Origin of the sequence: Streptomyces sp. NPDC002490, assembly GCF_040296045.1 — a bacterium.
Lineage (GTDB): Bacteria > Actinomycetota > Actinomycetes > Streptomycetales > Streptomycetaceae > Streptomyces.
In genome coordinates this window covers 108,929-134,667 of sequence record NZ_JBEOWM010000010.1, presented here as the reverse complement: position 1 = coordinate 134,667, position 25,739 = coordinate 108,929, and the positions used below count along the sequence as shown (strand labels likewise).

23 protein-coding genes are annotated in these 25,739 nt (G+C 73.6%); 14 read left to right on the top strand and 9 right to left on the bottom strand.

The window, feature by feature from the left end:
- Positions 1-59: 59 nt before the first annotated feature.
- Positions 60-644, top strand: coding sequence for an RloB family protein (locus tag ABT092_RS09240; RefSeq protein ID WP_351241504.1), 585 nt, complete (start codon positions 60-62; stop codon positions 642-644).
- A gap of 3 nt (positions 645-647) precedes the next feature.
- Here the strand turns inward: ABT092_RS09240 and ABT092_RS09235 are convergent, their stop codons facing one another.
- On the bottom strand, positions 648-3,179 hold the full coding sequence (locus tag ABT092_RS09235; RefSeq protein WP_351241502.1) for a helicase-associated domain-containing protein: 2,532 nt from the start codon (positions 3,177-3,179) through the stop codon (positions 648-650).
- A gap of 171 nt (positions 3,180-3,350) precedes the next feature.
- On the opposite strand from ABT092_RS09235, the gene ABT092_RS09230 reads away from it, so the two are divergent.
- The 5 genes from ABT092_RS09230 (at position 3,351) to ABT092_RS09210 (ending at position 8,341) form a co-directional block, all read left to right on the top strand.
- The gene (locus ABT092_RS09230) at positions 3,351-4,445 is read left to right on the top strand and encodes a hypothetical protein (RefSeq protein WP_351241500.1); all 1,095 of its coding nucleotides are present in this window, start codon (positions 3,351-3,353) and stop codon (positions 4,443-4,445) included.
- Positions 4,446-4,778: 333 nt separating this feature from the next.
- Entirely contained in the window at positions 4,779-5,246 is a 468-nt protein-coding gene (locus ABT092_RS09225; protein WP_351241498.1) for a hypothetical protein, read from the top strand.
- Between the two features lie 8 nt (positions 5,247-5,254).
- The gene (locus tag ABT092_RS09220; protein WP_351241496.1) at positions 5,255-6,766 is read left to right on the top strand and encodes a hypothetical protein; all 1,512 of its coding nucleotides are present in this window, start codon (positions 5,255-5,257) and stop codon (positions 6,764-6,766) included.
- Between the two features lie 50 nt (positions 6,767-6,816).
- Positions 6,817-7,407 (top strand): hypothetical protein, encoded by a 591-nt coding sequence (locus ABT092_RS09215; RefSeq protein ID WP_351241494.1) that lies wholly within the window; start codon positions 6,817-6,819, stop codon positions 7,405-7,407.
- Between the two features lie 103 nt (positions 7,408-7,510).
- Positions 7,511-8,341: a class I SAM-dependent methyltransferase gene (locus tag ABT092_RS09210; RefSeq protein ID WP_351241492.1), complete on the top strand. Its 831-nt coding sequence runs from the start codon at positions 7,511-7,513 to the stop codon at positions 8,339-8,341.
- A gap of 8 nt (positions 8,342-8,349) precedes the next feature.
- On the opposite strand, the gene ABT092_RS09205 is transcribed toward ABT092_RS09210, so the two are convergent.
- The 3 genes from ABT092_RS09205 to ABT092_RS09195 all read right to left on the bottom strand — a co-directional run bounded on the left by ABT092_RS09205 (position 8,350) and on the right by ABT092_RS09195 (position 11,439).
- Positions 8,350-9,138 carry an ABC transporter ATP-binding protein gene (locus tag ABT092_RS09205; RefSeq protein ID WP_351241590.1) on the bottom strand — a complete coding sequence of 263 codons (789 nt, stop codon included), beginning with the start codon at positions 9,136-9,138 and terminating at the stop codon, positions 8,350-8,352.
- Positions 9,139-9,245: 107 nt separating this feature from the next.
- Positions 9,246-10,352, bottom strand: a complete 1,107-nt coding sequence (locus ABT092_RS09200) for a FecCD family ABC transporter permease (RefSeq protein WP_351241490.1) — start codon at positions 10,350-10,352, stop codon at positions 9,246-9,248.
- 94 nt (positions 10,353-10,446) lie between these two features.
- Positions 10,447-11,439: a FecCD family ABC transporter permease gene (locus ABT092_RS09195; protein WP_351241488.1), complete on the bottom strand. Its 993-nt coding sequence runs from the start codon at positions 11,437-11,439 to the stop codon at positions 10,447-10,449.
- Positions 11,440-11,779: 340 nt separating this feature from the next.
- Between ABT092_RS09195 and ABT092_RS09190 the strand changes: the two genes are divergently transcribed.
- Entirely contained in the window at positions 11,780-12,361 is a 582-nt protein-coding gene (locus ABT092_RS09190; protein ID WP_502968412.1) for an HAD family hydrolase, read from the top strand.
- An 18-nt stretch (positions 12,362-12,379) separates the two neighbouring features.
- Here the strand turns inward: ABT092_RS09190 and ABT092_RS09185 are convergent, their stop codons facing one another.
- Positions 12,380-12,646, bottom strand: a complete 267-nt coding sequence (locus ABT092_RS09185) for a hypothetical protein (protein WP_351241484.1) — start codon at positions 12,644-12,646, stop codon at positions 12,380-12,382.
- Between the two features lie 315 nt (positions 12,647-12,961).
- On the opposite strand from ABT092_RS09185, the gene ABT092_RS09180 reads away from it, so the two are divergent.
- Positions 12,962-13,432, top strand: a complete 471-nt coding sequence (locus ABT092_RS09180) for a GtrA family protein (RefSeq protein WP_351241482.1) — start codon at positions 12,962-12,964, stop codon at positions 13,430-13,432.
- Between the two features lie 185 nt (positions 13,433-13,617).
- Positions 13,618-14,001: a cold-shock protein gene (locus tag ABT092_RS09175; protein ID WP_351241480.1), complete on the top strand. Its 384-nt coding sequence runs from the start codon at positions 13,618-13,620 to the stop codon at positions 13,999-14,001.
- A 69-nt stretch (positions 14,002-14,070) separates the two neighbouring features.
- On the opposite strand, the gene ABT092_RS09170 is transcribed toward ABT092_RS09175, so the two are convergent.
- From ABT092_RS09170 to ABT092_RS09155, 4 genes are all read right to left on the bottom strand, one after another.
- Entirely contained in the window at positions 14,071-14,958 is an 888-nt protein-coding gene (locus ABT092_RS09170; protein WP_351241478.1) for a 1,4-dihydroxy-6-naphtoate synthase, read from the bottom strand.
- Complete coding sequence (locus ABT092_RS09165) at positions 14,955-15,683, bottom strand: futalosine hydrolase (RefSeq protein WP_351241476.1); 729 nt, start codon at positions 15,681-15,683, stop codon at positions 14,955-14,957. Before ABT092_RS09165 ends, ABT092_RS09170 begins: the two co-directional genes overlap by 4 nt.
- 13 nt (positions 15,684-15,696) lie before the next feature.
- On the bottom strand, positions 15,697-16,215 hold the full coding sequence (locus tag ABT092_RS09160) for a DUF2771 domain-containing protein (protein WP_351241474.1): 519 nt from the start codon (positions 16,213-16,215) through the stop codon (positions 15,697-15,699).
- A gap of 73 nt (positions 16,216-16,288) precedes the next feature.
- Positions 16,289-17,692, bottom strand: a complete 1,404-nt coding sequence (locus ABT092_RS09155; protein WP_502968408.1) for an MFS transporter — start codon at positions 17,690-17,692, stop codon at positions 16,289-16,291.
- A gap of 374 nt (positions 17,693-18,066) precedes the next feature.
- Here ABT092_RS09155 and ABT092_RS09150 point away from each other — a divergent pair, with 374 nt between their 5' ends.
- The 5 genes from ABT092_RS09150 to ABT092_RS09130 all read left to right on the top strand — a co-directional run bounded on the left by ABT092_RS09150 (position 18,067) and on the right by ABT092_RS09130 (position 25,738).
- Positions 18,067-19,071, top strand: coding sequence for a DUF3027 domain-containing protein (locus ABT092_RS09150; RefSeq protein ID WP_351241472.1), 1,005 nt, complete (start codon positions 18,067-18,069; stop codon positions 19,069-19,071).
- A gap of 220 nt (positions 19,072-19,291) precedes the next feature.
- Positions 19,292-22,543, top strand: a complete 3,252-nt coding sequence (locus ABT092_RS09145; RefSeq protein ID WP_351241470.1) for a sacsin N-terminal ATP-binding-like domain-containing protein — start codon at positions 19,292-19,294, stop codon at positions 22,541-22,543.
- Positions 22,544-22,781: 238 nt separating this feature from the next.
- Positions 22,782-23,546 (top strand): calcium-binding protein, encoded by a 765-nt coding sequence (locus ABT092_RS09140; RefSeq protein WP_351241468.1) that lies wholly within the window; start codon positions 22,782-22,784, stop codon positions 23,544-23,546.
- A gap of 262 nt (positions 23,547-23,808) precedes the next feature.
- Positions 23,809-24,567: a calcium-binding protein gene (locus ABT092_RS09135; RefSeq protein WP_351241466.1), complete on the top strand. Its 759-nt coding sequence runs from the start codon at positions 23,809-23,811 to the stop codon at positions 24,565-24,567.
- Between the two features lie 340 nt (positions 24,568-24,907).
- On the top strand, positions 24,908-25,738 hold the full coding sequence (locus ABT092_RS09130) for a calcium-binding protein (RefSeq protein ID WP_351241464.1): 831 nt from the start codon (positions 24,908-24,910) through the stop codon (positions 25,736-25,738).
- Position 25,739: the final 1 nt, after the last annotated feature.

The following is a 25,739-nucleotide window of genomic DNA, read 5'->3' as shown; positions in this document are numbered from 1 at the left end:
GACGTCGGGGGAAGCCGCTGGCGAGGAAGGGGAGTTCGCGGTCGGAGCAGCGGAGGTTCTTGATCTACTGCGAGGGCGAGCAGACGGAGAAGGGGTACTTCAACGGTCTCCGCAGGGAGCTGAGGTCACTTCCGGTCACGATCTGCCTGGGCAACACCCACGGGGAGCCCAAGTCCCTCGTCCGGTCGGCCATCCAGCACATGGAGAAGGCCCCGCGGTCGCCCACGGACCGCTACACCGCGTACGACGAGGTGTGGTGCGTCATCGACGCCGAGGCCCCTCGCCAGCACCCCTCCCTGGAGGAGGCGCTGACCCTGGCCGGGCGCAACAAGATCAATGTCGCCCTCACCAACCCGTGCTTCGAACTGTGGCTCCTGCTCCACTTCGTGGACGTCTCCACCTACCGCACCTCGGCCGATGTGCAACGCGCGGTCGAGAAGGGGGCGCACTGCGGTTACACCGTCCAGAGCAAGCACGTCGACTACGCCCTCCTGAGCGGTGCCGAAGGGGCCAACTACACCAGGGCTCGGACCAAGGCCCGGGCCTTGAGGGAGGGGAAGCCCGACGGACGGCGGGCCAACCCGTGGACCAACGTGGACGAGTTGGTGGAGCGACTGCGTCAGGCCCGCTCCGGCACGGGCTGACCCTCACTCCTCCTCCGCCAACTCCGCCACCCCCGTGATCCGGTGCAGCGGATAGGTGCGGACCTCGTCCGCGGTGTGGTCGTAGGCGGTGACGAAGCCGCCCTCGACGCGGACCGGGGCGATCACGCGCTGGCTGGCCGCGCCCTCCGCGCTGACGTAGCCGATCCACAGCGCCTGACCGGTGAGCACCGCCGCCTGGAGGGTGGCCAGGGTCTCCGGCGGGCTGGTGCGCGGGAGCGCGCCGGGCTGCTCCGGGGCGGACTTGTGGGGCGCCGTGGCTGCGTGGTCGCCGGCGCGCACGGCGCGCACCGCCGCGCGCAGTAGCGTGTCGTCCGGGCGGGCCGGGCCCTCCTGGACCGGCTCCGGCGGGGTGCGCGGGCCGGTGCGGTAGGAGTCGGCGCGGGCGATCATGACATCGCCCTCCGGGGTCTCCGCCGCCGGAGCGAAGCCCATCGCGCGCAGCCCTTCCAGCAGGGTCGCCGGGTCGCTCTGCGAGGCCAGCACCGTCGGTGCCAGCCGCCGCAGCCCCAGCCCCTCGGTGCGCCGGTCGGCCAGGATCTCGCTCAGCAGGCCGTCGTCGTCGCACCGCACGTACGCGGCGGCGGCCCCGATCCGGAGCCGGCCGTGCCGGCGGGCCACGTCGTCGATCAGGTACGACAGGGGTTGCGGGACCGGGGTGCGGGAGTGCGCGGCGAGGAAGGCGTGCAGGTCGCTCGCGGTGCGGCCGGCGTCCAGCGCACGCCGTACCGAGGCCGGCGTGAACCGGTACACGGTGGCCCCGCCCTTGGACTCGACCTCGGCGAGCACCGCGAGGACGTCCGCCAGCGGGCGTTCCAGCGGGCCCGGTGCGACGGCGGTCAGGTCGGCCTGGAGCAGTACGTGGTCCAGCGGGTGCGGGACCAGCGGGGCGAGCCGGGCGACGGCCCGTGCCACCGCCCCGGCGCCGAGCCGGCCCGCCCCGTCCGCCGCGGGCCCGTCCGGCGCGCCGAGCAGCTCCCGGCCGTGCGCGGACAGCGCGCCCCGCCCGGTGATCCCGAGGAGTTCCGCCTCGTCCAGCGCCCCGCGCGCGAGCCGGGTGCGCGGATCGTCCGCCGGAGCCGCACCACCCGCACGCGCCGGCGCGACCGCCCGGGGCGGATGCTCCCAGCGCAACCGGGCCACCACCGCCTCCGGGTCCGGCGCCGACCCCGGCGGCACCTCGGCGAGCAGGGCCAGCACCCGGTTCCGCACCTCCGGCGCCGCGGTCCGGTCCAGCCCGGGCCCCAGCGCCGACAGCGAACGGTCCTTCGCGTCCCGCCCGCCCACCAGCCCCGCCGTACGGGTGGCCGGCAGCCAGGCGGCGGCCAGCACCGCCCAGCGCTCCGCGGCCGGCCGCTGCGCCCACTCGTCGCGGGCCGGGGTCACCGCGTACCGCTCGTCCGCCTCGCCGTCCGAGGCGAGGAGCCCGGCCGCATAGGCCAGTTCCACCCAGAACGCTGCCATCGGCTCGGACACGTCCAGCGCGACCGCCGTGCGCTTCAGGTCGCGCACGCTGAGCCCGCCCGCGCGCAGCACCGCAGGCCCGCCCTCGTCCCAGTCCCGCAGCAGGTCCTCCACGACCGTCACCGCCGTGTACGCCTGCCCGGCCGCCGTCGCGTCCACCACCTGCGGCCGGTGCTCCGCCCGGACCCCGAGCGGCGGCGGCGACGGCTCCGGCCGGCGGTGCACCCGTCCGCCCCGCAGGTGCAGCGCCACCTCACGGGGGAGGACGACCGTGCCCGGCGAGGTCGGCAGCAGCAACCCCCGGTCCAACAACCAGCGCAGCCGGGCCGCCGGTTCGGCGGTGACCTGCCCGTACGGCGGCCCCCACACCAACCGGTCCAACACCTCCAAGGACTCGGCGGGCGCCCCGGCCAACAACGCGTCCATCCGGGCGCGGTCCCCGAACAGGGCGGCCAACGCGGCCACCGCCGACACCGAGTCGTGGGTGGACGCCAGCCCGGCCGTCGCCACGATCGCCTGCACCCGCCCCGGCGACATGCCCGCGGTCGTCTCCGCGACCGGCGGCCCCAGTCCCGTCGGCGAGGGGTGCTGCGGCCCCGGCGCCAGCAGCTCCCGCGCGGTGCGCACCAGTCGCAACCGCTCGTCGTCGCCCCACACCAGCGCCTGCGCACGCAGGGTGGCCAGCGCGCCCGGCAACGCCCGCCCGATCGCCGCGCCCCCGTCCGGGTCGCCGTCCTCCCCGTCCCGCTCCTCCCGTTCCGCGGCGCCGTCAGCCCCGCGCATCAACCGGAGCAGGTCCCCGTACCCGGTCGGTTCCGGGGCGACGGCCAGCGCCTCGGCGACCTGTTGGGCGAACCGGTCCAACCGCTCCAGTGCCCGCACCACGCTCGCCCGGGTCGCGGCCCGGGTCGCCAACTGGGTCAGGTCCCCGGGCACGGGGGTGAGCAGATCGGGCCTGGCCCGCAGCAACTCCGCGAGGAACACGTCGTCGCGGGCGCGCAGGGCTTCCGCGAGAGACCGGGGCGAGACGCTTCCGGGTGACTTTCCGCTCATCCGGCTCACGGTACTGGGTTCCCGCGGAGCACGACGGCTCCCGTCCCCGAGCGCGCCGCACCGCGGCCCCCGCCCGGACCGGCGGCGCGCGCGGGGGCGCGCCACGACGGCGGGCGACCCGGTACCGTCACGCCGAGGGGTTTTGGCAACCGGCCACCGCGGAGGGGCCTCGTGGGGATCGAGAGCGACCGGCTCGTCTTCGACTACCTGAGTCGAGTCGGCGACCTGGCACAACAGCAACAACTTCCGTCGTCCGCCCGGATGCGGCTGGTGGCCGAGCTGCGTGACGAGATCGACCGGCACCGGTCGAAGGCGTCCACCGACAGCCCCGCGTCGGTCCGCCGCATCCTGTCCCGGATCGGCGACCCCGACGAACTCGTCGCCCAGGCGGGCACCGGCGCGCGCCCCGCCACCGACGGCACTCCCCTGGCCGTCCCCGAACAGCGCACCGTCCAAGCGCCGCCCCCGCCCCCGGCGGATCCCCTCGTCCCCAAGCCCGGGGAGCCCCAGGACCCGCCGGGCCCCGACGAATCCGCCGGACGGCCGACCGCCAAGTCCCTGTGGGGCCTCGTCCCCCGACCCCGCAAGGCCGCCGCGCCCCACGACGTCCCCCCGACCCTTCCGCCCGGGCTCGACGACGACCACCGGGCCCCGGCCCCGCCGCACCTCGCCCCCCTGGACGAACTCGGCTCCCCGTCCGGCAACCGCGACTGGTGGCGGGTCGACACCGGACCGCGCGAACCCTTCGACAGCGTCCCCGGCTTCGTCGGCGGCATCGAGATCCCCGAGATACTGAAACCGCCGCCCGCCACCACCGATCCGAAGGACGACGCCCCCGAACCCGCCGCCGGAGCACCGGCCGCGCAGGACACCGCCCCGCTCGCCCCGGCCACCACCCCCGGCACCCGCGCGGCCCGGGCCCTGCTCACCGGCTGGTCCAACCCGCTGCTGCTGCTCGCCGTCGCCCTGCTGGTGTTCGGCGCGCTCGCCGGGAACCTGCTGGCGCTGGCCGGGGGATGGGCCATCGCCTGGCTCTCCCGGCGGCTCACCCCCGCCGAGTCCCAGTTCGCGGTGGTCTGGCTGCCCGGCCTGTCGCTCGCCGGCGGCGTCCTCTGGCTGTGGGGCCGCGCCGCCGGCCACTGGGGCCCGAAGCTGGTCGACGAACGCTTCGACGAGGCCATCGGCGAGACGTGGCCCTGGGTGCTCAAGTCGGCGGCCCTGGCCAGCGCCGCGTTCCTGCTCTGGCGCTCGCAGCGCAAGTCCTGACGGGTGGTCCGGGGTGCGGCCCGGCCCCACCCTGTGCACGGCCACGCTCTCGGCGGACACGCGAACCGATCGCCCGGTCCCGTCCTCATGGGCGTGCGTTCTGCGTAGTGTGTGTGGTGTCCGATCGCCGGACTTACGTTCCTGGAGCGACAGTTGGCACACCCGACCCGGTTCGCCGAGTTGCCGGAGGTCGTTTCTCCAGACTGACCGTTCTCCCCGGGCGCCAGCCACGGGAGGGGTGCCCGTCCTGGTCCTCCGGGACGGCTCGGCGATGTCCGCGGGGACCAGCGCACGAACGGATCGTTCCACCATCGCTCACTACGGGGAGGACCCATGGCCTGGGAAGAGTGGGAGCGGGCCAAGTCCGCAGTGCGGGCGCGCCACGAAGCCGGAATGCAGTTGAACAAGTCCGCGCCGGGGAGTGGCGGTGCGGGCGGGGACCTCGTCGTGAACCAGGATGACTTGGGGGCGGTCGGGCACGAGGCGTTCGTCCTCCACGGCGAGTTGAGGAAGCGGGCCGACATCGCCGGGAAGGGGGCTGACGGGAGCGGGTCGGGGTCGACCATGCAGGCTTCCGAAGTGCTCGCCAGCCACAACCTGCGCCTCGGCAGGGAAATGGCTCTGACCGTTGAGGTCTGGAGTTCGCAGGTGAAGCACGTTCTTCAGGCATGTGCGCACATCTCGAACCATCTCGACTACAGCAAGAAGTTGCATGCTCAGGAGGACGTCAGGATCGCGGACGAGATTCGTGGTCGGACGGGCCCTCCGCCCGTTTCGGCTCTGAACGACTACTTCACGTAGGAGGCTCTGTGGGGGAATTCTCGTACTCGGACCTCATGTCCGTGAACCTTGCGGGGCTCGGTACCGCCGCGGGCGACTGGAGAACGATGGCCGGGGAACTGGCCAAGCTCGCCAACGAGGTCCGGGATGGACTGACGAGGAAAGCAGAAGCGGCTCGCTGGCAGGGTGTCAACGCCACTGTGACCAGGGAATTCGTTGGCAAGACGGCCAAGGAGTTCGCCGACCTCCAGAAGGAGGCGGAGAGCGTGGCGAACGTTCTTGCGGATGCTCACGCGGAACTCGTGCGCTGCCAGAAGAAGGCCCGGGAGCATACTGAATCGGCTGGCAGGGGTGACCCGTCCCGCCAACCACCGGACCCTGGGCTTCTGATTTCCGACGGCCCGAACGGAACGGTTCGAGTATCCGAGGCGATCTGCACCCCGGAGGGCCCCCACCAACGGACCACGGATCGCATCCAGTGGTACGCCGACACCCTCACCGCAATCGTCCAGCATGCAGCCGAGATCGACGCCGCAGCCGTGCGGGCCCTCCGCAAGAGCCACGGCGGTGACCCGCAGAACGCCGGCCATGCGCGCCATACCTCACTCGACGAGGTGCAACTGCCGCGAGCGAAGGAACTGGCAGGCCTCGGCGCGGACGCGAGCCCGCAGCAGCGAGCGGAACTGCGACGTCTCTGGGATTCCCTGAGTTCGACCGCCCGAGCCCAAATCTGGCTGGATCAGAAGGTCGACTTGATGGCGGCGGGAATTCTTGGCCCGACCGCACCGCAGATTGCGGCGGATGCAGGATCCGGAAAACACGGTTCGGAGTCTCCAGGCTTCGATGATCTGGCGACGAAACAGAGGATGGAGTTGCTCGCGGAAGGTGCGGACTGGAAGGGGATGACGGAAGCCTCTCGTCACATGTCTCACTATCTGGGGAATAGTGGCAGTCCCTTGAATCTCCCGGTGGACAAGATGATGGTGGATGTGCCCGAATTTCAGTCGTACATCAATAAGATCGTTCAAGGTAATCTGGAAGACTGGCACGGAAGGGCTTTGGGTGAGTTTCGTGAAAATGACGGAAAGCCGGTTTCCTTCTCTTTTGAAGTGAAAGGAAGTGAAGGATTCTATTTTGTCGGGGATGATAATGAGAACTGGTTCTATGCCGTGGGTGGGGTGAATTCCAATATCACGGGGGTCGTGACGGCCGTACCGGACGCGAACGGTAACCCCAAGGTCGACGTTGATTATCAGGTGAACGTCTGGGATCGCTACAACTGGGACGAGGGCAAGGGTGTGAACATCGGTCCGATGAAAATCCCCGACGGGGAGATGGCGAAACTTCATCGCGTGGGGCTGGCTCAGGAATTCGACATGTCCGGTAGCAGTAGCGTCCAGCACTACGAATTGGGTTCTGTAGAACCCAATAATGACCCGCTGCCGGGTCCGGAAGAAGGCAGGGACGGGCGGATGAATCCCGGTCGGGAGCAACAGCAGGACCGTATGACCGATGCGCCCGGGAGGACGGCAACTCGATGAGCGACCGCCACAGGGAGTCCACCCGCGGTGGGCGGCGCACCGTACGGGCCATGGCCGGATCGGCAGCCGCCTTGCTCGTGGTGGCGGGGTGCGCCGGGCAGGGCGAGGGCAGCGGCGATGACCGCCTGAGGGTCTCCCGATGGGCCCCCGGCATCACGCCCGAGTGGATGAGCAAGCAACTGGGCCTCACCGTGCCGCCCACGGCGAAGTCCCCCAAAGCCGCGTACAAGATCACTATCCAGTTCGATACGGGCTTGCTGACCTTCACGCTCACCAGGTCCGAGGCCGAGACGTATTTGAAGCAGAACCCCCCGGAGGGCAAGTGGTTGGATTCCCCGGAACCCGTCGACGTCGCCCCTCGCGACTTCGCCCATTTCGGGCTGCCGGAGCCGGAGACTCTTAAGAGCGGTGTGCGGGAAGGCTACGTCTGCCCGAGTGATGGCGAACCCAGCTCCCTGGAGGCGTCTCCCAGTGCCTCGGAAGACCCGTTCGACACGTCCTACGAGGCCGGCACTTACGATGAGCGCTGCGTCAAGTTGTACGCGCACGAGTACTCCCCCGAACGCACCCGCATCTACCTACGGAACCACTACGAGCCCGGGATCTCCCCCCTCCCGGCGGCCCCGTCATCGACCGACTGAGGGAGCCCGGACCCGCGGCCGCAGCCACACACGGCCCCGCGTTCGCCGACAACCCTGGACTTCCCACGGATCAAACACCCCTGACGGAACGGGAGAAACCCTCATGACCGAAGCCCCCAGAGGAACCGAAGCCCCCAACGAGACCGGAACGGCCGAAGCGACCGACGGTGCGACCGGCGCCGCCGCCAACCAGTACGAGGCCATCGGCGACAAGTACCGGTCCTTCAAGGACGCCTCCACCCGGGAGAGTCCGGAGCAGGCCCACGTCGCCGAACTGCTGGGCGACGTCAGTGGGTTGCGGGTGCTCGACCTGGGCTGTGGGCACGGGCACTACACCCGGTACGTCAAGGGGCTCGGCGCCGAACGGGTCACCGGGGTGGACCTGTCGCCGGAGATGGTCCGGCTCGCCCGCGAGGCCCTGCCCGAGGACGCGACGGGCATCGACTTCCGGGTGGGCGACGCCGCGGGCCTCGGCGCCATCGGGGAGTTCGACGTGGTGATGGCGGTGTGGCTGTTCCCCTACACCGAATCCGTCGCCGCGCTGAAGGGCATGATGGCGACCGTCGCCGGCAACCTGGTGCCGGGCGGCCGGCTGGTGGCCGTCACCGCCCACCACTCCTTCGACCCCGAGCGGCAGGACTGGGAGCCGCACGGCCTGCGCGTCCTCTCCCACACCGCGCTGCCGCGCCGCCACCGGATGACCGCGGCGCTCCTCGCGCCCCGCGGCGAGATCGTCGTCGAGTCGTCCCTCTGGGAGGAGGACGTCTACGCCGAAGCGGCCCGCGAGGCCGGCCTCTCCGTCCCCCGGTGGTCCGTTCCCGACATCCCCGAGAGCTCCCTGCGCGAGCGCGGCCCGGAGCACTGGGACGTCTTCCGCAGCAACCCCTTCATGGCCGGGCTGACCGCCCGGAAGGAACCGGGGGCGGGCGCGTAACGGACGGGTCAGGCGGCGGCCGGGCGCCAGGGCAGACCGGGGACCACCAGCGGCGAACCGGTGACCGGGTCCGGGACGACCACGCAGTCCAGGCCGAAGACCTCGCGGACCAACTCCTCCGTGACGACCTCGGACGGCCGGCCCTGGGCGACCAGCCGGCCGTCCTTCATGGCCACCAGGTGGTCGGCGTACCGGGCGGCCTGGTTGAGGTCGTGGAGGACGACGACCACGGTGCGGCCCCGGTCGTGGTTGAGCTGGCGCACCAGGTCGAGCACCTCCACCTGGTGGGAGATGTCGAGGTAGGTCGTGGGCTCGTCCAGGAGCAGGAGCTCCGTCTCCTGGGCGAGGGCCATCGCGATCCACACCCGTTGCCGCTGTCCGCCGGAGAGCGCGTCCACCGGACGGTCGGCGAGCGCGGCGACGTCGGTGCGCTCCATCGCCTCGGTCACGGCCTGCTCGTCCGCCTCGGACCACTGCTGCCACCACCGCTGGTGGGGCTGACGGCCGCGGGCCACCAGGTCGGCGACGGTGATCGCCTCCGGGGCGACCGGGGTCTGCGGCAGCAGTCCGATCTGCTGGGCGATCCGCTTGGTGGGCAGCTCGGCGAGGGCGGTGCCGTCGAGCAGCACCGAGCCGCCGCGCGGCTTCAGCAGCCGGCCGAGCGCGCGCAGGGTGGTGGACTTGCCGCAGGCGTTGGGGCCGACGAGGACCGTCACCCGGCCGTCCGGGATCGCCAGGTCCAGTTCCTGGACGACGGTGCGGTCCTCGTAGCCGAGGGACAGTTCGCGGGTCCGCAGCCGGGCGGCGGCGTCCGCGGTGAGCCCGCCGGCCGCCGCGGCCTCCGCCCGCCGGGGGCCCTTCGGGTCGGAGGACGGGGACTGCTTGCCCAGGGACGGTGACTGCGTCACGAGGTTCCTCCAGTGCGGCTGCGGATGATGAGCCAGATCAGGTAGGGGGCGCCGACAGCTGCGGTCAGCACTCCGACGGGGAGTTCCGTGGGGGCGAACATCCGCCGCGCCAGCAGGTCGGCGACGACCACGATCACCGCGCCGGTCAGCGCCGAGCACAGCAGCGGGATCTGCGCGGTGCGGGTCAGCCGGCGGGAGACCTGCGGGGCGAGCAGCGCCACGAAGTCCACCGGGCCGGCCGCGCCGGTCGCCACCGAGGCCAGCACCACGCCGAGGGCGACCAGCCCGAGGCGGACCCGGTTGAGCCGGACGCCGAGCGCGGTGGCGGTGGCGTCGTCGACGCCGACCCGGCGCTGGGCGTGGGCGGCCCAGAGCATCGCGGGCACCAGGGCGAGCAGCACCCAGCCGAGGGGGGCGGCCTCCGACCAGCCGCGGCCGTTGAGCGAGCCGGTCATCCACACCTGGGCCTGCTGGGCCACGTTGTGGTCGCCCTTGGTCATGAACAGGCTGGTGACGGAGCGCAGGGCGACGGCGATGCCGATGCCGATCAGGACGAACCGGGCGGCCTGCACCCCGCCGCGCCAGGCGAAGGCGTAGACGAGCGCGGCGGCGAGGATGCCGCCGGCGACGCTCAGGTACGGCATCACGGCGTAGGAGGTGATGCCGAAGGTCATCGCGCCGACCGTGACGGCCGCCGCGCCCTGGCTGATGCCGATGACGTCGGGGCTGGCCAACGGGTTGCGGGCGACGGACTGGATCAGCGCGCCGGCGACTCCGAAGGCGGCGCCCACCAGCAGCCCCACCACCAGCCGCGGCGCCCGCAGGCTCTCCACGACAAGCTCGTCGGGGGAGGGTTGGCCGCTGAGCACCCGCAGCACCTCGGCGGGGGAGACGAAGCTCTCGCCGACCGACAGGTAGGCGACGCAGGACGCGAGGAGCACGGCAGTCAGGGCGAGGGCGGTGACCACGGCCCGCCGGTGGACCAGGAACGAGGCGCGCGTCCCGAACCGCACGGGTGTGTAGCCGGCGGGTCGGGCCCCGGGCCGGGGGGGCCGGGTCGGGGTCGGGTCGGCGGTGACGCCGTCCGCGGTACGGAGCTTCATCCGCGTGCCGCCTCTCGCAACGCTCGGAACGTCTCGGTGCGCGTGCCCGCGCTGCCCACGTGACGGGTGTGACGTATGTGGTGGCCGGTGCGGCTCATGCGGTGACCGTCTTCCTGCGCACCAGGACGATCAGGAACGGCACCCCGAGGAGGGCCGTCATGACCCCCACGGGGACTTCGCTGGGCGGGAACACGACACGGCCCAGGGTGTCCGAGACCAGCAGCATGGTGGGCCCGAGCAGGGCGGCCATCGGCAGCAGCCAGCGGTGGGCGGTGCCGACGATCCCGCGGGCCAGGTGGGGCACCGCGAGGCCGATGAAGGCGATCGGGCCGGCCGCGGCGACCCCGGCCCCGGTGAGGACGGCCGCGCCGAGACCGCCCACGATCCGTACCGTGGCGACCTTCTGCCCGAGGCCCTTGGCCATGTCCTCGCCGAGGGCGAGGGCGTCCAGTCCGCGGGCCACGGAGATCACCAGCACCGTGCCGATCAGCAGGAACGGCCAGACCTGACCGGCGAGTTCGGCGTCCCGACCGGACAGCGAACCGACCTGCCAGAAGCGGAACTCGTCCAGCGCGGCGGAGCGGGTGGTGAGGATGCCGGTGAGGACGGAGGCCAACAGCGCGTTGAGCGCGGCCCCGCCGAGCGCGAGTTTGATGGGGGTGGCCCCGCCCCGGCCGCGGGAGGCGATCGCGTACACGGCGAGCGCGGCCAGCGCGGCGCCGACGAACGCGAACCACACGTACCCGTTGAGCGTGTGCACGCCGAGGAAGGCGATGGCGAGGATCACCCCTACCGAGGCGCCCTGGCTGATGCCGAGGATGGCCGGGTCGGCGATCGGGTTGCGGGTGATGCCCTGGAAGGCGGTTCCGGCCATCGCGAGGGCCGCCCCCACCATGACCCCGACCAGGGTGCGGGGCACCCGCATCTCGCGGATCACGATGGCGTCCTCGCTGGACCCGCCGTGCAGCAGGGCGTCGAGGACGACGGACGGGGCGATGGTACGGGCGCCCACGGCGAGGCTGAACACCACGGCGAGCAGCAGGGCCGCGACGGCCGCAAGCATCGCGACGGCACGTCTGACCGGCATCGGCGGTACTCCCGTGACAGCGAGGGTTGGTAAGGCTTGGCTAAGTCTAAGGGTGGGCCCTTTTCGGCCGTACTTCGGGAGTTGTCCGGGATGCGAGACACGGGGAACGGGGTCGGGAGGGCGCGGGCCGTGCCGAGCGGCGGACGGGCGCGGCACGGGACGTTCCGGTCCGTCCCGGCACAATGGAGGCGTGACCTCCACGACGCACCCCCCGACGGACCCCGCGCCCACCGTGCCCCGGACGGTGCCGGGGCACCCCGCGACCGGACCGGAGCCCACCGGGCACCGCACCGGCGGGGCGGCGCCCGGGGGAGGGCTCGTCGTCGGGTTCGACCTCGACATGACCCTGATCGACTCGCGTCCCGGCATCCGGGCCTGTTACGACGCCCTGGCCGAGGAGACCGGCGTCGCCATCGACAGCGAGTTGGTCGTCAGCCGGCTGGGCCCGCCGCTCACGGAGGAGCTGGCGCACTGGTTCCCGGCGGAGCGCGTCCCGGCGGTGGCCGACCGGTACCGGCGGATGTACCCGCGGTGGGCCATCGAGCCGACCGGGGAGATGCGCGGCGCGGGCGCGGCGCTGGACGCGGTGCGCGCGGCGGGCGGCCGGACGCTGGTCGTGACCGCCAAGTGGGAGCCGAACGCGGTGCTCCACCTGCGGCACCTGGGCATCGAGGCGGACGCGGTGGTGGGGAACCTGTGGGCGGAGGGCAAGGCGGCGGCGCTGCGGACGCACGGGGCGACCGTGTACGTCGGCGACCACGTCGGCGACGTGCGCGGGGCGCGCGCGGCCGGCGCGGTGTCGGTCGCGGTGGCGACGGGTCCCTGCTCGGCGGAGGAGCTGCGGGCCGCCGGCGCGGACGTGGTCCTCGCCGACCTCACCGGCTTCCCCGACTGGCTCGCCGCGCACGCGGCGCGGGGCTGACCGGGGGCGGTCCGGTGGTCAGCCGGTCGTACCGGCGCGCTGCACGGCGCGGGCCTGCCGGCGCTGCGCCGCGATGGACTGGAGGACGCCCGCCCCGGCGACGGCGAAGCCGACGCCCATCAGCATGCTCAGCCAGAACATGTAGGTGGGGAACGGGGTGGTCCCCAGGAACAGCGGGGCCACCGTGATCAGGGTGGCCACCGCGCCGAGGAAGAAGACGACCGCACCGACGCGGATCAGTCCGTCACCGGGCACCGGGGAATTCACTGGGGTCTCGTTGCGCACCGCTCCAGGGTAGTTCCTGCGCCCGCGCACGCTCCTCGGGTGCCGACGGCGGGGCGGGAGCGCGCGCGGGCGCAGGAGCCGTACCAGCGGGGGAGCCGGCCTCAGGCCCCTGGTTTCCGGCGGCTGAACAGCGGTTTTTCGGACAGGGTCCCCGGGTGGTCTCGGGCGGGTCCCCGGATGGCCGAAGCGTGTGCTTAACATGCCCCTCCGCGACCGATGCGACGGTGAGGGTGCATGACGGACGGCAGGAGCGCTTCACCGGGGCGTCGGAAAGGATTTCGAAACCTCCGCGGCGAGCTGGCCCGGTTCGGGGCGGTGGGCGCTTTCGGCTGGATCGTCGACGTCGCGGTTTTCAATTTCTGCATCGGTGTCCTCGACCTCCAACCGGTCCGCTCCGGAGTGATGGCCTCGGCCGTCGCGATGTGCGTCAACTATCTGGGGAACCGGTACTGGACGTACGGCGACCGGGCGGCCGGGAAGCACGGCCGGGAAATGTCCCTCTTCCTGGTCTACAGCCTGGTGGGGACGGGAATCCAGAACGGCGTTCTCGCCATTTCCCACTACGGATTGGACTTCACTTCCGCGCTCGCCGACAACCTCGCCAAGAACGTGGTCGGACTGGCGCTGGGCAGCCTGTTCCGGTTCTGGGCCTACCGCACCCGGGTGTTCCGGCCCGCTGGTGGGACGGTGCGCGAGGAGCCCGTGCGGGACGCGGAGCCGCCCGCCGTTCCCCGATCCGAAGAGCAGTTCCCCGGCCCCCTGAACGAACGGGCCGGCCGCCGCTGACAACGGGCGGCGGCCGTCGTCGTTCCCGGGTCCGTTCAGCCCTCAATGGCGTGAACCCAACGGGTCGACGGCCCCCTTACCGGATCGAGTGGCCGCCCCGTTTGTTTTCCTGGGTGATCGAATGGGGACAGCCCCGGTAGGCTGGTCCAAACGTTGGCCTTGTGAAGCGGAAGTGGGTGTGTGCTTTGCCGACTGGCAAGGTCAAGTGGTTCAACAGTGAGAAGGGCTTCGGCTTCCTCTCCCGCGACGACGGCGGCGACGTTTTCGTCCACTCCTCCGTGCTGCCCGACGGCGTCGACGTCCTCAAGCCGGGCCAGCGGGTCGAGTTCGGCGTGGTGGCGGGCCAACGGGGCGACCAGGCCCTGTCCGTGACGGTCCTCGACCCCACGCCGTCCGTCGCCGCCGCCCAGCGCCGCAAGCCGGACGAACTCGCCTCGATCGTCCAGGACCTCACGACCCTCCTGGAGAACATCACGCCCGCGCTGGAGAAGGGCCGCTACCCGGACAAGGCGTCCGGCGCGAAGATCGCCGGCCTGCTCCGGGCGGTCGCCGACCAACTCGACGTGTAGGGTCCCCCGTTCGGATCCGGCCGGGCGGGCCCGGCACGAACCGGACGGGGGTCCTCGCGCCGCCCCCGGTCAGGGGAACGCCAGCGCACCGGGGGCGAGGGGCGGCACCAGTCCCTCGTCCGCGGCCCGCGACAGCAGCGTCCGCACCGCCGCGTACCCCTCCTCGCCCAGGTCGGCCGTGAACTCGTTGACGTACAGCGCGATGTGCTGGTCGGCGACGGCCGGGTCCATCTCCTGCGCATGGGCGAGGACGTAGGGGCGGGAGGCGTCCGGGTCGTCCCAGGCGGCCCGGACCGAGGCCCGGGCGGCGTCGGCGAGCCGGCGCAGCTCCGCCGCGCCCAGCGAGCGCCTGGCGATGATCGCGCCGAGCGGGATCGGCAGCCCCGTCGTCGTCTCCCAGTGCTCGCCGAGGTCGACCAGGGCGTGCAGCCCGTAGTTCCGGTAGGTGAAGCGGGCCTCGTGGATGACGAGTCCGGCGTCCACCCGCCCGTCCCGCACCGCGGGCATGATCTCGTCGAACGGCAGCACCACGACCGAGCCCACTCCGCCGGCCACCCGCTCCGCGGCCCAGAGCCGGAAGAGCAGGTACGCCGTCGAGCGCTCGCTGGGCACCGCCACCGTGCGCCCGGCCAGGTCCGTGCCGGGCTCGCGGCTCAGCACCAGCGGCCCGCAGCCCCGGCCCAGCGCTCCGCCGCAGGGCAGCAGCGCGTACTCGTCCAGCGCCCAGGGCAGCGCCGCGTAGGACACCTTCAGCACGTCCAGCTCGCCGCGTTCGGCCATGCCGTTGGTGAGGTCGATGTCGGCGAAGGTGACGTCCAGGGCGGGGGCGTCGGCGAGTCGGCCGTGCGCCCAGGCGTCGAAGACGAAGGTGTCGTTGGGGCACGGCGAGTAGGCGATGCGCAGCGGCACGGCCCGCTCCGGGGCCGCTCCGGACACGGTGTCGGCGGTGGACGTCATGAGGGTTCCCCACTCTCCAGGACGGGTGCGCAGGTGGCGAACGCGTCGGTGAGCGCGTCCAGGGCGTCGGCGATGCGCCAGGCGGACCGGTCGCGCGGGCCCACCGGGTTGGACACCGCGCGGATCTCCAGGACGGGCCGGCCGTGCGCGGCGGCGGCCTCGGCGACCCCGAAGCCCTCCATGGCCTCGGCGAGCGCACCGGGGTGACGGGCGCGCAGGTCCGCGGCGCGGGCGGCGGTGCCGGTGACCGTGGAGACGGTGAGGACGCCGCCCGTCGGGCAGTCCAGGGCCCCCGCCACCGCCCGCACCAGCGGGGCCGGCGGGGTGTGCGTGACGGTGCCGAAGCCCAGTTCGGTGACGGGCAGGAAGCCGGCCCCGTCGCCGGCCTCGGCCCCCAGGTCGGCGGCGGTGATCGCGTCGGCGACCACCAGGGAGCCCACCGGGGCGTCCGGCGCGAAGCCGCCGCCGATCCCGGTGGACACCACCAGGTCGTAGGGGGCGCCGTCCAGGGCCGCGGCGGTCAGCGCCGAGGCGGTGCCGCTCGCGGCGGCGGCCGGGCCCACGCCGGCGGCCAGCAGGTCCCAGCGGGCGCCGGGGGTGGTGAGCCGACGCAGGGGGGCGCCCGGGACCGGCACCGCGCGCTGCTCGGTGCGGAACGCGACCGCCACCGCGTCCCGCTCGACGGGCACCGCGGTGGCGACCAGGACGCGCAGGGGCCGGGTCATTGGAGGGGGCCCGTCAGGACGCCTTCTTGAGGCGGAACGTCCACAGCCCGGTGACCTTGTTCTCGCCGCCCTCGGCGATGGTCACGGTGGTGGAGGTGCCGCTGGCGCCGTACTGCTGGTTGAAGAAGACGCTGCCGGGAACCGTGCGGTACGTGTTCTTGCTGTAGTCGGTCAGCCGCTGGCCGTTGAGGAGGATCGTCCACTCCTTGTCGGCGATGCCGACGTCCACGCCGAAGCGGACCGTCTCGTCCGGGTTCACGGTGATTGACTTGACGTCGTCCATGTCCTTCAGGCACTTCTCCACGTCGGCCGGCTTGATCGCGTCGCCGTCCTGGTAGCAGGAGGCCTCCGAGGTCACGGAGTCGTCCCCGACGGTGACGGTGGCGACGGGCGTCGGCTTCTCGCAGGCCGACAGGACGAGCAGACCGGCGGACACGGCGCCCACGGCGGCGACGGTCCGGCGCAGGCGGCGGGGGCGCCCGGTGGCCGGGGCGGACTTCAGGTGCGGCTCGGCCGCGGGCAGGGACGTCATGGCGGAAAGGCTAGCGGGCCCCCGGGACGGGCGTGTTACGCGGGTACGGCGTGCCGCCCCGGCACGACCCCGCTCAGGCCACCCGGGCCCGTGCCGGGCCGCCGTGCCGCGCCGCCGCGAGCAGCCCCCGGACGGTGGTCAGCCAGCCGGTGGCCACGATCGCGGCGGCCACCAGCAGCCCGAGGGTGCCGTTCAGCGGCAGCACGATGCCGACGGCGCCGCCGAGCACCCAGGCCATCTGGAGCAGGGTCTCCGACCGGGCGAACGCCGAGGTGCGGACGGACTCGGGGACGTCCCGCTGGATCAGCGCGTCCAACGACAGCTTGGCCAGCGCCTGGGCGAAGCCGGCGCAGGCGGCCAGGCAGGCCACCAGCACCGCACCGAAGAACGCCGCGGCCACCAGCGCCATCAGCAGGACCCCGCCGACCACGGCGACGATGATGAGCTCCGGGGCCCGGGTGCGCAGCCAGGCGCCGACCGCGGTGCCCAGGGCGTTGCCGGCCCCGGCCGCCACCCCCACCACGCCCAGGGACACCGCCGCGCTCTGCCCCGTCATCGGGTGCTCCCGCAGCAGGAACGCCAGGAAGAAGATGAGGAACCCGGACAGGCAGCGCAGCGCGGCGTTGGCGGCCAGCCCGTGGGTGACCGCCGGCCCCACGGTGCGCAGCCCGGGCCGGCGGGCGCCGTTCCCCGGGCGCGGGGCGCGCGCGGGGCGGTCCGCGGGGTCCGGGCCGGCCGCGAGCAGGGCCCGGGCCTCGCCCTTGGCCGAGTCGACCTTGGGCGGCATCCGGAAGGACAGGAAGGTGCCCGCCACGAAGAGCACGAACGCCCCGTACAGCGGCCAGCGGGGGCCGATCAACTGGAGCCCGGCGCCGATCGGGGCGGCGGCCCCGGTGGCGAGCAGCCCGCCGAGGGTGACCCGCGAGTTGGCGCGCACCAGGGAGAACCCGGTGGGCAGCAGCCGGGGCACCACGGCGCTGCGCACCACCCCGTACGCCTTGGAGGCGACGAGCACGCCGAGCGCCGCCGGGTACAGCTCCAGGCTGCCGGTGACGACCGCGCTGGACAGCAGGAGCGCGAGGGCGGCCCGGGCCAGCATCGCCGCGGCCATCGCCGCCCGCCGCCCGTGCGGCAGCCGGTCCAGCAGCGGGCCGATCACCGGGGCCAGCAGGGTGAAGGGGGCCATGGTGATGGCCAGGTAGAGGGCGACCCGGCCGCGGGCCTCGTCGGTGGGCACGGCGAAGAAGACGGTGGAGGCCAGCGCCACGGTGACCATGACGTCGCCGGCGCCGTTCACCGCGTGCAGCTCGATCAGTTTGCCGAGGCCGGACTCGCCGGCGCCGTGGGCGTGGGTGGCCCGGCGGATGCCCCGGGCGGGGCCGGTGATCGGCAGGTGCAGCGCGCGTCCCACCGTGCGGCCGGCCCGGCTCAGCGGGCCCGGTCCGCCCGGGGAACGGGACGACCTGGCGACTGCCACCCCGTCATAGTGCCCGCAAACCGGCCCGCGTGGCGCGGAAACGACGTCCGCCGGGTGGGGGGCGCGCCCGGCTGCGGGGGGCGCGGACCGGGGGCCGCCGGGTCTCGGACCGGGAACGAAGCCGGGCCGCACCGTACGCCGGTGTGGGCGCCGGCGGCCGGAGAGGGTAGCGTGCACCACGCGCCTGCGGTGACTGGTCCTGGCCGCGCGCCTCTCGCTCATCACGCAGAATGGATGACACAGGTGCGCCCGGGTGGCCGGGCGCGGACGTTGACGCGGCCCACAGGTCCGCTCCGTCCGTGCTCCCGGTGCAGCCGGTCCGCCGCTCGACAGGAGGCGCACCCGACAGACGGTGTAGGAGAGAAGCGATACCCGTGAGCGCAGCGACAACGCGAAGCCGTACCCCCGACCGCCTGTGCGCCGAGGCGGTCGATCTCGCCCGCACCGCAGCCGAGGAGGCCGCCGCGCCGGGGGTGGTCGGTGAGCACGTCGATGTGGTCGTCGAGGGCGACCGGGTGCTCACCCACCTGTTCGAGTCCAAGGAGCCCGGCTACCGGGGCTGGCGCTGGGCGGTGACGGTGGCCCGGGCCTCCCGGGCCCGGATCGTCACGATTGACGAGACGGTTCTGCTGCCCGGCCCGGACGCCCTGCTCGCCCCCGAGTGGCTGCCCTGGAGCGAGCGGCTGCGCCCCGGCGACCTGGGCCCGGGCGACCTGCTGCCGACCGAGGACGACGACCGGCGCCTGGAACCGGGGGTGCCGGCCGCCGCGGAGGAGCCCGCGGCCGGACCCGTCGAGGGGCCCGCACCGGCCGGTGACCCGCGGCTCGCGGGCGGCTGGAGCGGCGCGGACGAGCCGGCGCCCGACTCCGTCCGTTCGGCGGAGGCCCAACGGCTGGCCGCTGCCGAGGAGGCCGCGGCCGGGGTCGACGGGCCGCCGCCGGCGCTGTCGGTGACGCCCGCCCGCGCGGAGATCGCCTCGGTGGCCCGCGAGCTCGGACTCGGCCGGGCCCGGGTGCTGTCCCCGCTCGGGCTGAAGGAGGCCGCGGAGCGCTGGGACCAGGCGTTCGGCGGGGCCACTCCGATGGCGCAGGCCGCCCCCGGGAACTGCGGGAGCTGTGGCTTCCTGGCCCCCGTCGGCGGTGCGCTCGGACAGGCGTTCGGCGTCTGTGCGAACGAGTTCGCCCCCGCGGACGGCCGACTGGTCTCCCTCACCTACGGCTGCGGCGCCCACTCCGAGGCGGCGGTGGTCCCGCGCGGCAACCGCCCGCCCGCCCCGGTCCTGGACGAGACGACCGTCGAGGTCTTCCCCCTCCACCCCACCGCCGACGCGGACCCGGCCCCCGCGGACACCCCCGCCGAGGACCCGGGCCACGCGTAGTCACACCCCCTGTCCGGGGGGTATCCGGCGCCGGGCGCGGGGGCGGGGGTCCCCGTGCACCCGCGCCGCCGGCCCGTCCTCCCCGAGGCGGTACCTTCGGGCGGCACGCCCGAACGCCCGGCCCCGGCCCGCCCCAGCGGCGACCAGCGGGCCGGGCGCCGGGCCGCGCCGCGGTCGCCGAGAGGCCGCGGGCCGTAGGACCAAGGACAAGGAGCCCCCCGTGAGCACGTCTCCGAGCCCCGCCCCCCAGGCCCCCGGGGCCCCGGACCCCTTCGGCACCGACCGGCTGCGCACCGAGGTCCTCGCCGCCTGGCGGGCCGCGCCCGCCCGCTTCCGGGAGGACGCCAACGCCGAGGAGGACCTCGCCCTCGGCGGTCACCGCGACCGTTTGGTCGTGGAGCTCGCGCAGAACGCCGCCGACGCCGCGGCCCGCACCGGCGCCCCCGGCCGGCTCCGCCTCGCCCTCCACGAGGACGGCACCCCCCACGGCACCCTGCTCGCCGCCAACACCGGCGCCCCGCTGGACGCGGCCGGCGTGCTCTCCCTGGCCACCCTGCGCGCCTCCGCCAAACGCGAGGACTCCGACCCCGCGGCCGGCGCCGTGGGCCGGTTCGGCGTCGGCTTCGCCGCCGTCCTCACCCTCACCGACGCGCCCGCCGTCCTCAGCCGCACCGGCGGCGTCCGCTGGTCCCTCGACGAGGCCCGCACCCAGACCGAACGGACCGCCTCCGGCGACCCGGCCGGCACCCCCGGCTCGCTCGGCGACGAACTCCACCGCCGCGCCGGCCAGGTACCCCTGCTGCGGCTGCCGTTCCCGGCCTCGGGAGCCGTACCCGAGCCCTACGACACGGCGGTGCTCCTCCCGCTGCGCGACGCGAGCGCCCGGGAGCTCGCCGAGCGCCTCCTCACCGAGGTCGACGCCGCCCTGCTGCTCACCCTGCCCGGCCTCGCCGAGGTCACCGTCGAACTGCCCGGCGCCGCCGTGCGCACCCTCGCCCGGCGCACCGAAGCCCCGTACACCGTCGTCGAGGACACCCGGGACGGCACCACCCGTTGGCGCACCCTCAGCCGCACCGGCCCGCTCACCGCCGAGCTCCTCGCCGGGCGCCCCACCGAGGAACGGCTCCGCCCGCACTGGTCGGTCACCTGGGCCGTCCCGGTGGACGACGCCGGCGCGCCCCGCCCGCCGCGCACCCAGCCCGTGCTCCACGCGCCCACCCCCAGCGACGAGCCGCTCGGCCTGCCCGCCCTGCTGATCGCCTCCTACCCGATGGACCCCACCCGCCGCCACGCGGCGCCCGGCCCGCTCACCGACTTCCTCACCGCCCGCGCCGCCGACGCCTACGCCGACCTGCTCGCCGGCTGGCACCCGGTGGGCCCCGGCACCGTGGACCTGGTGCCCGGCCCGCTCGGCCGCGCCGAACTCGACGGGGCGCTGCGCGCCGCCGTACTGGAGCGGCTGCCCCGCACCGCGTTCCTGCCGCCCGCCGCCCGGCACGCCCCGGCCGCCCCGGTGCCCGCCCCCGAGGCGTGGGACGGCGACGCCGAGCGGGCCCCCGAGGACGGGCACGCCCTGCGCCCCCGGGACGCCGAACTCGTCGAGGGCGCCGGGGCGGAGACCGTCGAGGTGCTCGCCGAGGTGCTGCCGACCCTGCTCCCGGCCGGACTGGAGCGCCGGGTGGAACTGCGCGCCCTGGGGGTGGCGCGCACCCCGCTCACCGACGCCGTGGACCGGCTCGCCGGCCTGGAGCGCGACCCCGCCTGGTGGTGGCGGCTCTACGACAGCCTCGCCGGCGTGGACCCGGACCGGCTGACCGGACTGCCGGTGCCGCTCGCCGACGGCCGCACCACCATCGGCCCCCGTCAGGTGCTGCTGCCCGCGCCGGGCACCGGCCCGACCGACGCGGACGCCCCGGGCACGCCCGCGGTCCTGGCCCGGCTGGGCCTCAAGGTCGCCCACCCCGAGGCCGCGCACCCGCTGCTGGAGAAGCTGGGCGCGCTGCCCGCGACCCCGCGCGCGGTGCTGACCACCCCGCAGGTGCGGGCCGCCGTCGCCGCCTCCCTGGACGAGGAGTGGGCGGGGGCCGACCCCTACGGGGCGGAGCCGGGTGCCGGTCTGGACGCGGAAGGGCTCGCCGAACTCGTCCTCGGACTGGTCCGGGACGCGCACCTGGCCCCCGGCGACGAGCCCTGGCTGGGGGCGTTGGCCCTCACCGACGAGGAGGGCGAACTCGCCCCGGCGGGCGAACTGGTCCTGCCGGACAGTCCCTTCGCCCTCGTGATCCGGGAGGGGGAGTTGGCGGAGGTGGACCGCGAACTCGCCGAGCGCTGGGGCGAGCAGCCGCTCGCCGCCTGCGGGGTGCTCGCGGACTTCGCCCTGGTCCGGGCCGCCGACGTGGTCCTCGATCCGGACGAACTGGAGCCCCGGGAGGGCGACTTCGCCCAGCCGGACGACGCCGGTCTGCTGGACGCCGTCGACGTGTGGTGCGAGGACGTGCTGGACCGGCTGCCGCACACCCCGGTCCCGCCGGTGGCCACCGAACTGATCGCGGTGCGCGACCTCGACCTCGTCGACGACGACCGCTGGCCGCAGGCGCTCGCCCTGCTGTCCCGCCCGCCGCTGCGGGACGCGCTCACCCAGCCGGTGCGGGTGCTGCTGCCGGACGGCACCACCGAGTCCGTCCGCCCGTACACCGCCTGGTGGCTGCGCGGCCACCCGGTGCTGGAGGGCCGCCGCCCGGCGGGACTGCGGGCCGCCGGCTCGGACCCGCTGCTCGCCGGGCTGTACGAGTCGGCGGACGCCGCCGGCTTCGAGGACGTACAGGTGCTGCGGGCCCTGGGGGTGCGCACCTCGGTGACCGCGCTGCTGGACGAGCCGGGCGGGGCGGCCGAACTCCTGGACCGGCTGGCCGACCCCGAGCGCGATGTGACGCCCGCCCAACTGCACGCGATCTACGGGGAGCTGGCGCACCTCGACGCGGACCGGGTGACGCTGCCGGAGGAACTCCGTGCGGTGCTCGACGGCCGGGCGGTGGTGGTGGACGCCGCGGACGCGGTGGTCGCCGACGCGCCGGACCTGCTGCCGTTGGCCACCGGACTGCCCCTGCTGCCGGTCCGCCCCGCCGCGGCGGCCGCCCTCGCGGAACTCTTCCAGGTGCGTCGGCTCTCCGACGTGGTCGAGGGCGCCGTGACGGCGGACGGCGCGGTGCGGACGGTGCCCGAGTCGGTGCGCACCCTGCTCGGGCCGACGACCCCGGCCACCTACGTGGAACACGAGGAACTCGTCGTCCAGGGAGTGGAACTGGACTGGCGCCGCACCCCGGACGGGGTGGTGCACGCGGCGACCCTGGAGGGCGTCGCGGCGGGTCTCGCCCGGGCGGCGGGCCAGTGGCCGCGGCGGTTCGAGGTGGCCGCGCTGCTGGAGGACCCCTCCCGGACGGACGAGTTGGCCCGGGACCGCTGGTTCGACTGAGGCGGTTCGGGCCGGTTCATCACGGTTCGGCGGATGCTCGACCCCGGAGAATGAGTGTTAACTCGGCTCACAGGTCAAAAAGTTGTGGACGAGTGCAACCGTTCGATGGCATGGTGTGTCTTGTTCGACGAGCCGACCGGCTCGTACCGAACGCAGACCGGGCTCCCGTGCGGCCCCACGCCCCAGAACTGGGGGGTGGCGTGGATCGCCCCGGGAGCCCCCAACACCTGGGGAACTCATGCGCAAGCGCGTATCCGCCGCCGTGGTGACCGGCGCCCTCGCCCTCACCGGCCTCGCCGTCCCGGCCGCCCACGCCGCACCGGAAGAGCCGATCGTGCTCAGCAACATCAAGGTGAACGGCGGCAAGGACGTCCACGTCGGCACCGGCCTCACCAAGTTCACGTTCACCTTCTCGGCCAGCCACAGCGCCAACGTCGAGCGGGACCCGTCGCTCTCGCTGGAGAAGAACTCGCTGGGCATCCTCCTGCCGGAGGAGTTCATGGGCAACATGTGCAAGGCGGTCTCCAGCACCAAGTCCGACTGCAAGGCCACCTTCAACGTGGACCCGCGCGCCTACGACATCGCCAACGAGGAAGCCGGTAGCTGGCGCTCCGACCTGTTCATCGCCTCCACCGACTACGCGTCCACGCTGAGCAGCAGCAACATCAAGACCGTCAAGATCCTGCGGGCGGCGAAGCTGACGGCGAACGCCTCGCCGGAGCCGGTGCGCCGCAACGCCACCGTCACCGTCACCGGTGACCTGACCCGCGCCAACTGGGACACCCGGAAGTACGCGGGCTACACCAGCCAGCCGGTGAAGCTCCAGTACAAGAAGAACGGCTCCAGCACCTGGACCACGCTGAAGACCGTCAAGACGGACCGCTACGGCAAGCTGAAGACCACCGTCAAGGCGACCGCGGACGGCTCGTACCGCTACAGCTTCGCGGGCACCTCCACCACCCCGGCGGTCAACTCCTCCGCCGACTACGTGGACGTGCGCTGATCTGACGCCGTGGGCGTCCCCCGGTGCGATCGGGGGGCGCCCACGGTGCTCCGACCCGTCGCAAGGCGGGTTCTCCAGGGGAAAATCGGGGTGCCGCACAACCGTCGGCGGAGGGCGGCGATCGTTGTCGGTGGAGCCGGAAGGGCTCCGCGACCGACCCGATGCGGACCGCCGGCCGACCGCGCACCTCCCGCCGTGCACGCGGGAGCGGCACGGAAGCGCCGACCGGCCGCCCAACACCTGGGGGATACACCACATGCGCATGCGCGCCTCCGCCGCCCTGACCAGCGGCGCCCTGGCCCTCACCGGCCTCGCCGTCCCGGCCGCCCACGCTGCTCCGGCAGAGCCGATCGTGCTCAGCAACTTCAGCGTGAACGGCGGCAAGGGCATTCACATCGGATCCCTTGGTTCCGGCTTCACGATCACCTTCTCGGCCAGTCACCCCGCCAACGTCGAGCGCAACTCGGTGCTCGTGCTGCGGCAGGGTTCGGGCGAGCTCCTCCAGCCCTACGAGGTGCAGGGCAACATGTGCAAGGCCGTGTCCGACACCAGGTCGGACTGCACGGCCACGTTCCACGTGGAGACGCTGAACTACGACATCAAGAACCGGAACGCCGGCGACTGGCGGACCTGGTTGCGCATGAAGTCCACCGACCACTCCTCCGCCCTGGAGAGCGACAACGTCAAGACCGTCAAGATCCTGCGGGCGGCGAAGCTGACGGCGAACGCGTCGCCGGAGCCGGTGCGGCGGGGCGCCACCGTCACCGTCACCGGTGACCTGACCCGCGCCGACTGGGACGCCTTCGCGGATCAGGGCTACGCCGCCCAGCCGGTGAAGCTCCAGTACAAGAAGGGCGGCTCCAGCACCTGGACGACGCTGAAGACCGTCAAGACGGACCGGTACGGCAAGCTGAAGACCACCGTCAAGGCGACCGCGGACGGTTCGTACCGCTACGGCTTCGCGGGCACCTCCACCACCGCGGCGGTCAACTCCTCCGCCGACCACGTGGACGTGCGCTGACCGTGATGCGCTCCCCGCGCGCTCACGCGCGGTAGCGCACGGCGCCACCCCGGGCGGGGCCTTCACGAGACCTCTGCCCGCCCGGGGCGGCGCCCCCGAACTCCCGCGGGCCGACGTCGTCCACGGCGTGCGGACGGACCCCGCATCCGTTCCGCAGAGGTGTGACCTCGCGAGAAGCCGCGTGATTCGTACAACCATTCGCCGGCGGGGGATGTCTGTTCGGTTGGAGTCATCAGGACTCCGGACCGAAGTGGGCCGCCGGGACGGCGCACTCCGCGGCGGAGAGCCACGGAGCGCCGGGTAGCCGGGGGCCCCGCAGAAACAGTGGGGAACAGTCTCTATGCGCTTCCGTGCCTCCGTCGCCGTGGTCAGCGGCGCCCTGGCCCTCTCCGCCCTCTCCGTCCCGGCCGCCCAGGCCGCCGACGGTGGGCTGGACCTCCCGAACTCCCTCTCCTCGTTCGCCGCCACCAACTCCGGCAGCGGGAAGATCACCGGCGTCACCGTGAACGGTGGCAAGGACGTGGTGGTCGGCGTCTCCAAGAAGAAGATCACCATCTCGGTGAGCGCCCAGCGCAAGGGCGGCGTGATCGCCGCCATCGCGCTGCCGTACCGCGGCAGCTTCGACAACCCGGCCGCCTTCCTGGAGCCCAACGAGCCGACCAGCAACCCGTGCTCGTACGGCTCGACGACCCTCACCTGCAAGTACACCTATGACCTCGACCCGAAGACCACCGGGGTCAACGCCCACCTGACCAACAAGGACGCGGGCGCCTGGAAGACCGTCGCCTTCAGCGTCAAGGAGAACGGCGAGCCGGTCTCGATGGTCGAGAACTACCGGAACTTCAAGCTCCAGCGGGCGGCGAAGCTGACCGCCAACGCCTCGCCGGAGCCGGTGCGTCGGGGTGCGAACATCACCGTCACCGGTGATCTGACCCGGGCGAACTGGGACACCCTGAAGTACGGCGGGTTCACCAGCGGTGCGGTGAAGCTCCAGTACAAGAAGCAGGGCACCACCACCTGGAAGACGCTGAAGACGGTGTCCGCGGACAGCCGCGGCAAGGTGAAGACGACGACGAAGGCGTCGGCGGACGGTCACTACCGGCTGTCCTACGGCGGTTCCACCACCACCGGTGGTGCGACCTCCGCGGCCGACTTCATCGACGTGCGCTGAC

What these genes read in the sequence shown, in the direction of transcription:
- ABT092_RS09190 (WP_502968412.1), top strand. Translation starts at nt 11,780, where the DNA reads ATGACCCTGATCGACTCGCGTCCCGGCATCCGGGCCTGTTACGACGCC.
- ABT092_RS09215 (WP_351241494.1), top strand. Translation starts at nt 6,817, where the DNA reads ATGGCCGGATCGGCAGCCGCCTTGCTCGTGGTGGCGGGGTGCGCCGGG.
- ABT092_RS09170 (WP_351241478.1), bottom strand. Translation starts at nt 14,958, where the DNA reads ATGACGTCCACCGCCGACACCGTGTCCGGAGCGGCCCCGGAGCGGGCC.
- ABT092_RS09160 (WP_351241474.1), bottom strand. Translation starts at nt 16,215, where the DNA reads ATGACGTCCCTGCCCGCGGCCGAGCCGCACCTGAAGTCCGCCCCGGCC.
- ABT092_RS09200 (WP_351241490.1), bottom strand. Translation starts at nt 10,352, where the DNA reads ATGAAGCTCCGTACCGCGGACGGCGTCACCGCCGACCCGACCCCGACC.
- ABT092_RS09140 (WP_351241468.1), top strand. Translation starts at nt 22,782, where the DNA reads ATGCGCAAGCGCGTATCCGCCGCCGTGGTGACCGGCGCCCTCGCCCTC.
- ABT092_RS09165 (WP_351241476.1), bottom strand. Translation starts at nt 15,683, where the DNA reads ATGACCCGGCCCCTGCGCGTCCTGGTCGCCACCGCGGTGCCCGTCGAG.
- ABT092_RS09210 (WP_351241492.1), top strand. Translation starts at nt 7,511, where the DNA reads ATGACCGAAGCCCCCAGAGGAACCGAAGCCCCCAACGAGACCGGAACG.
- ABT092_RS09135 (WP_351241466.1), top strand. Translation starts at nt 23,809, where the DNA reads ATGCGCGCCTCCGCCGCCCTGACCAGCGGCGCCCTGGCCCTCACCGGC.
- ABT092_RS09195 (WP_351241488.1), bottom strand. Translation starts at nt 11,439, where the DNA reads ATGCCGGTCAGACGTGCCGTCGCGATGCTTGCGGCCGTCGCGGCCCTG.
- ABT092_RS09235 (WP_351241502.1), bottom strand. Translation starts at nt 3,179, where the DNA reads ATGAGCGGAAAGTCACCCGGAAGCGTCTCGCCCCGGTCTCTCGCGGAA.
- ABT092_RS09130 (WP_351241464.1), top strand. Translation starts at nt 24,908, where the DNA reads ATGCGCTTCCGTGCCTCCGTCGCCGTGGTCAGCGGCGCCCTGGCCCTC.
- ABT092_RS09225 (WP_351241498.1), top strand. Translation starts at nt 4,779, where the DNA reads ATGGCCTGGGAAGAGTGGGAGCGGGCCAAGTCCGCAGTGCGGGCGCGC.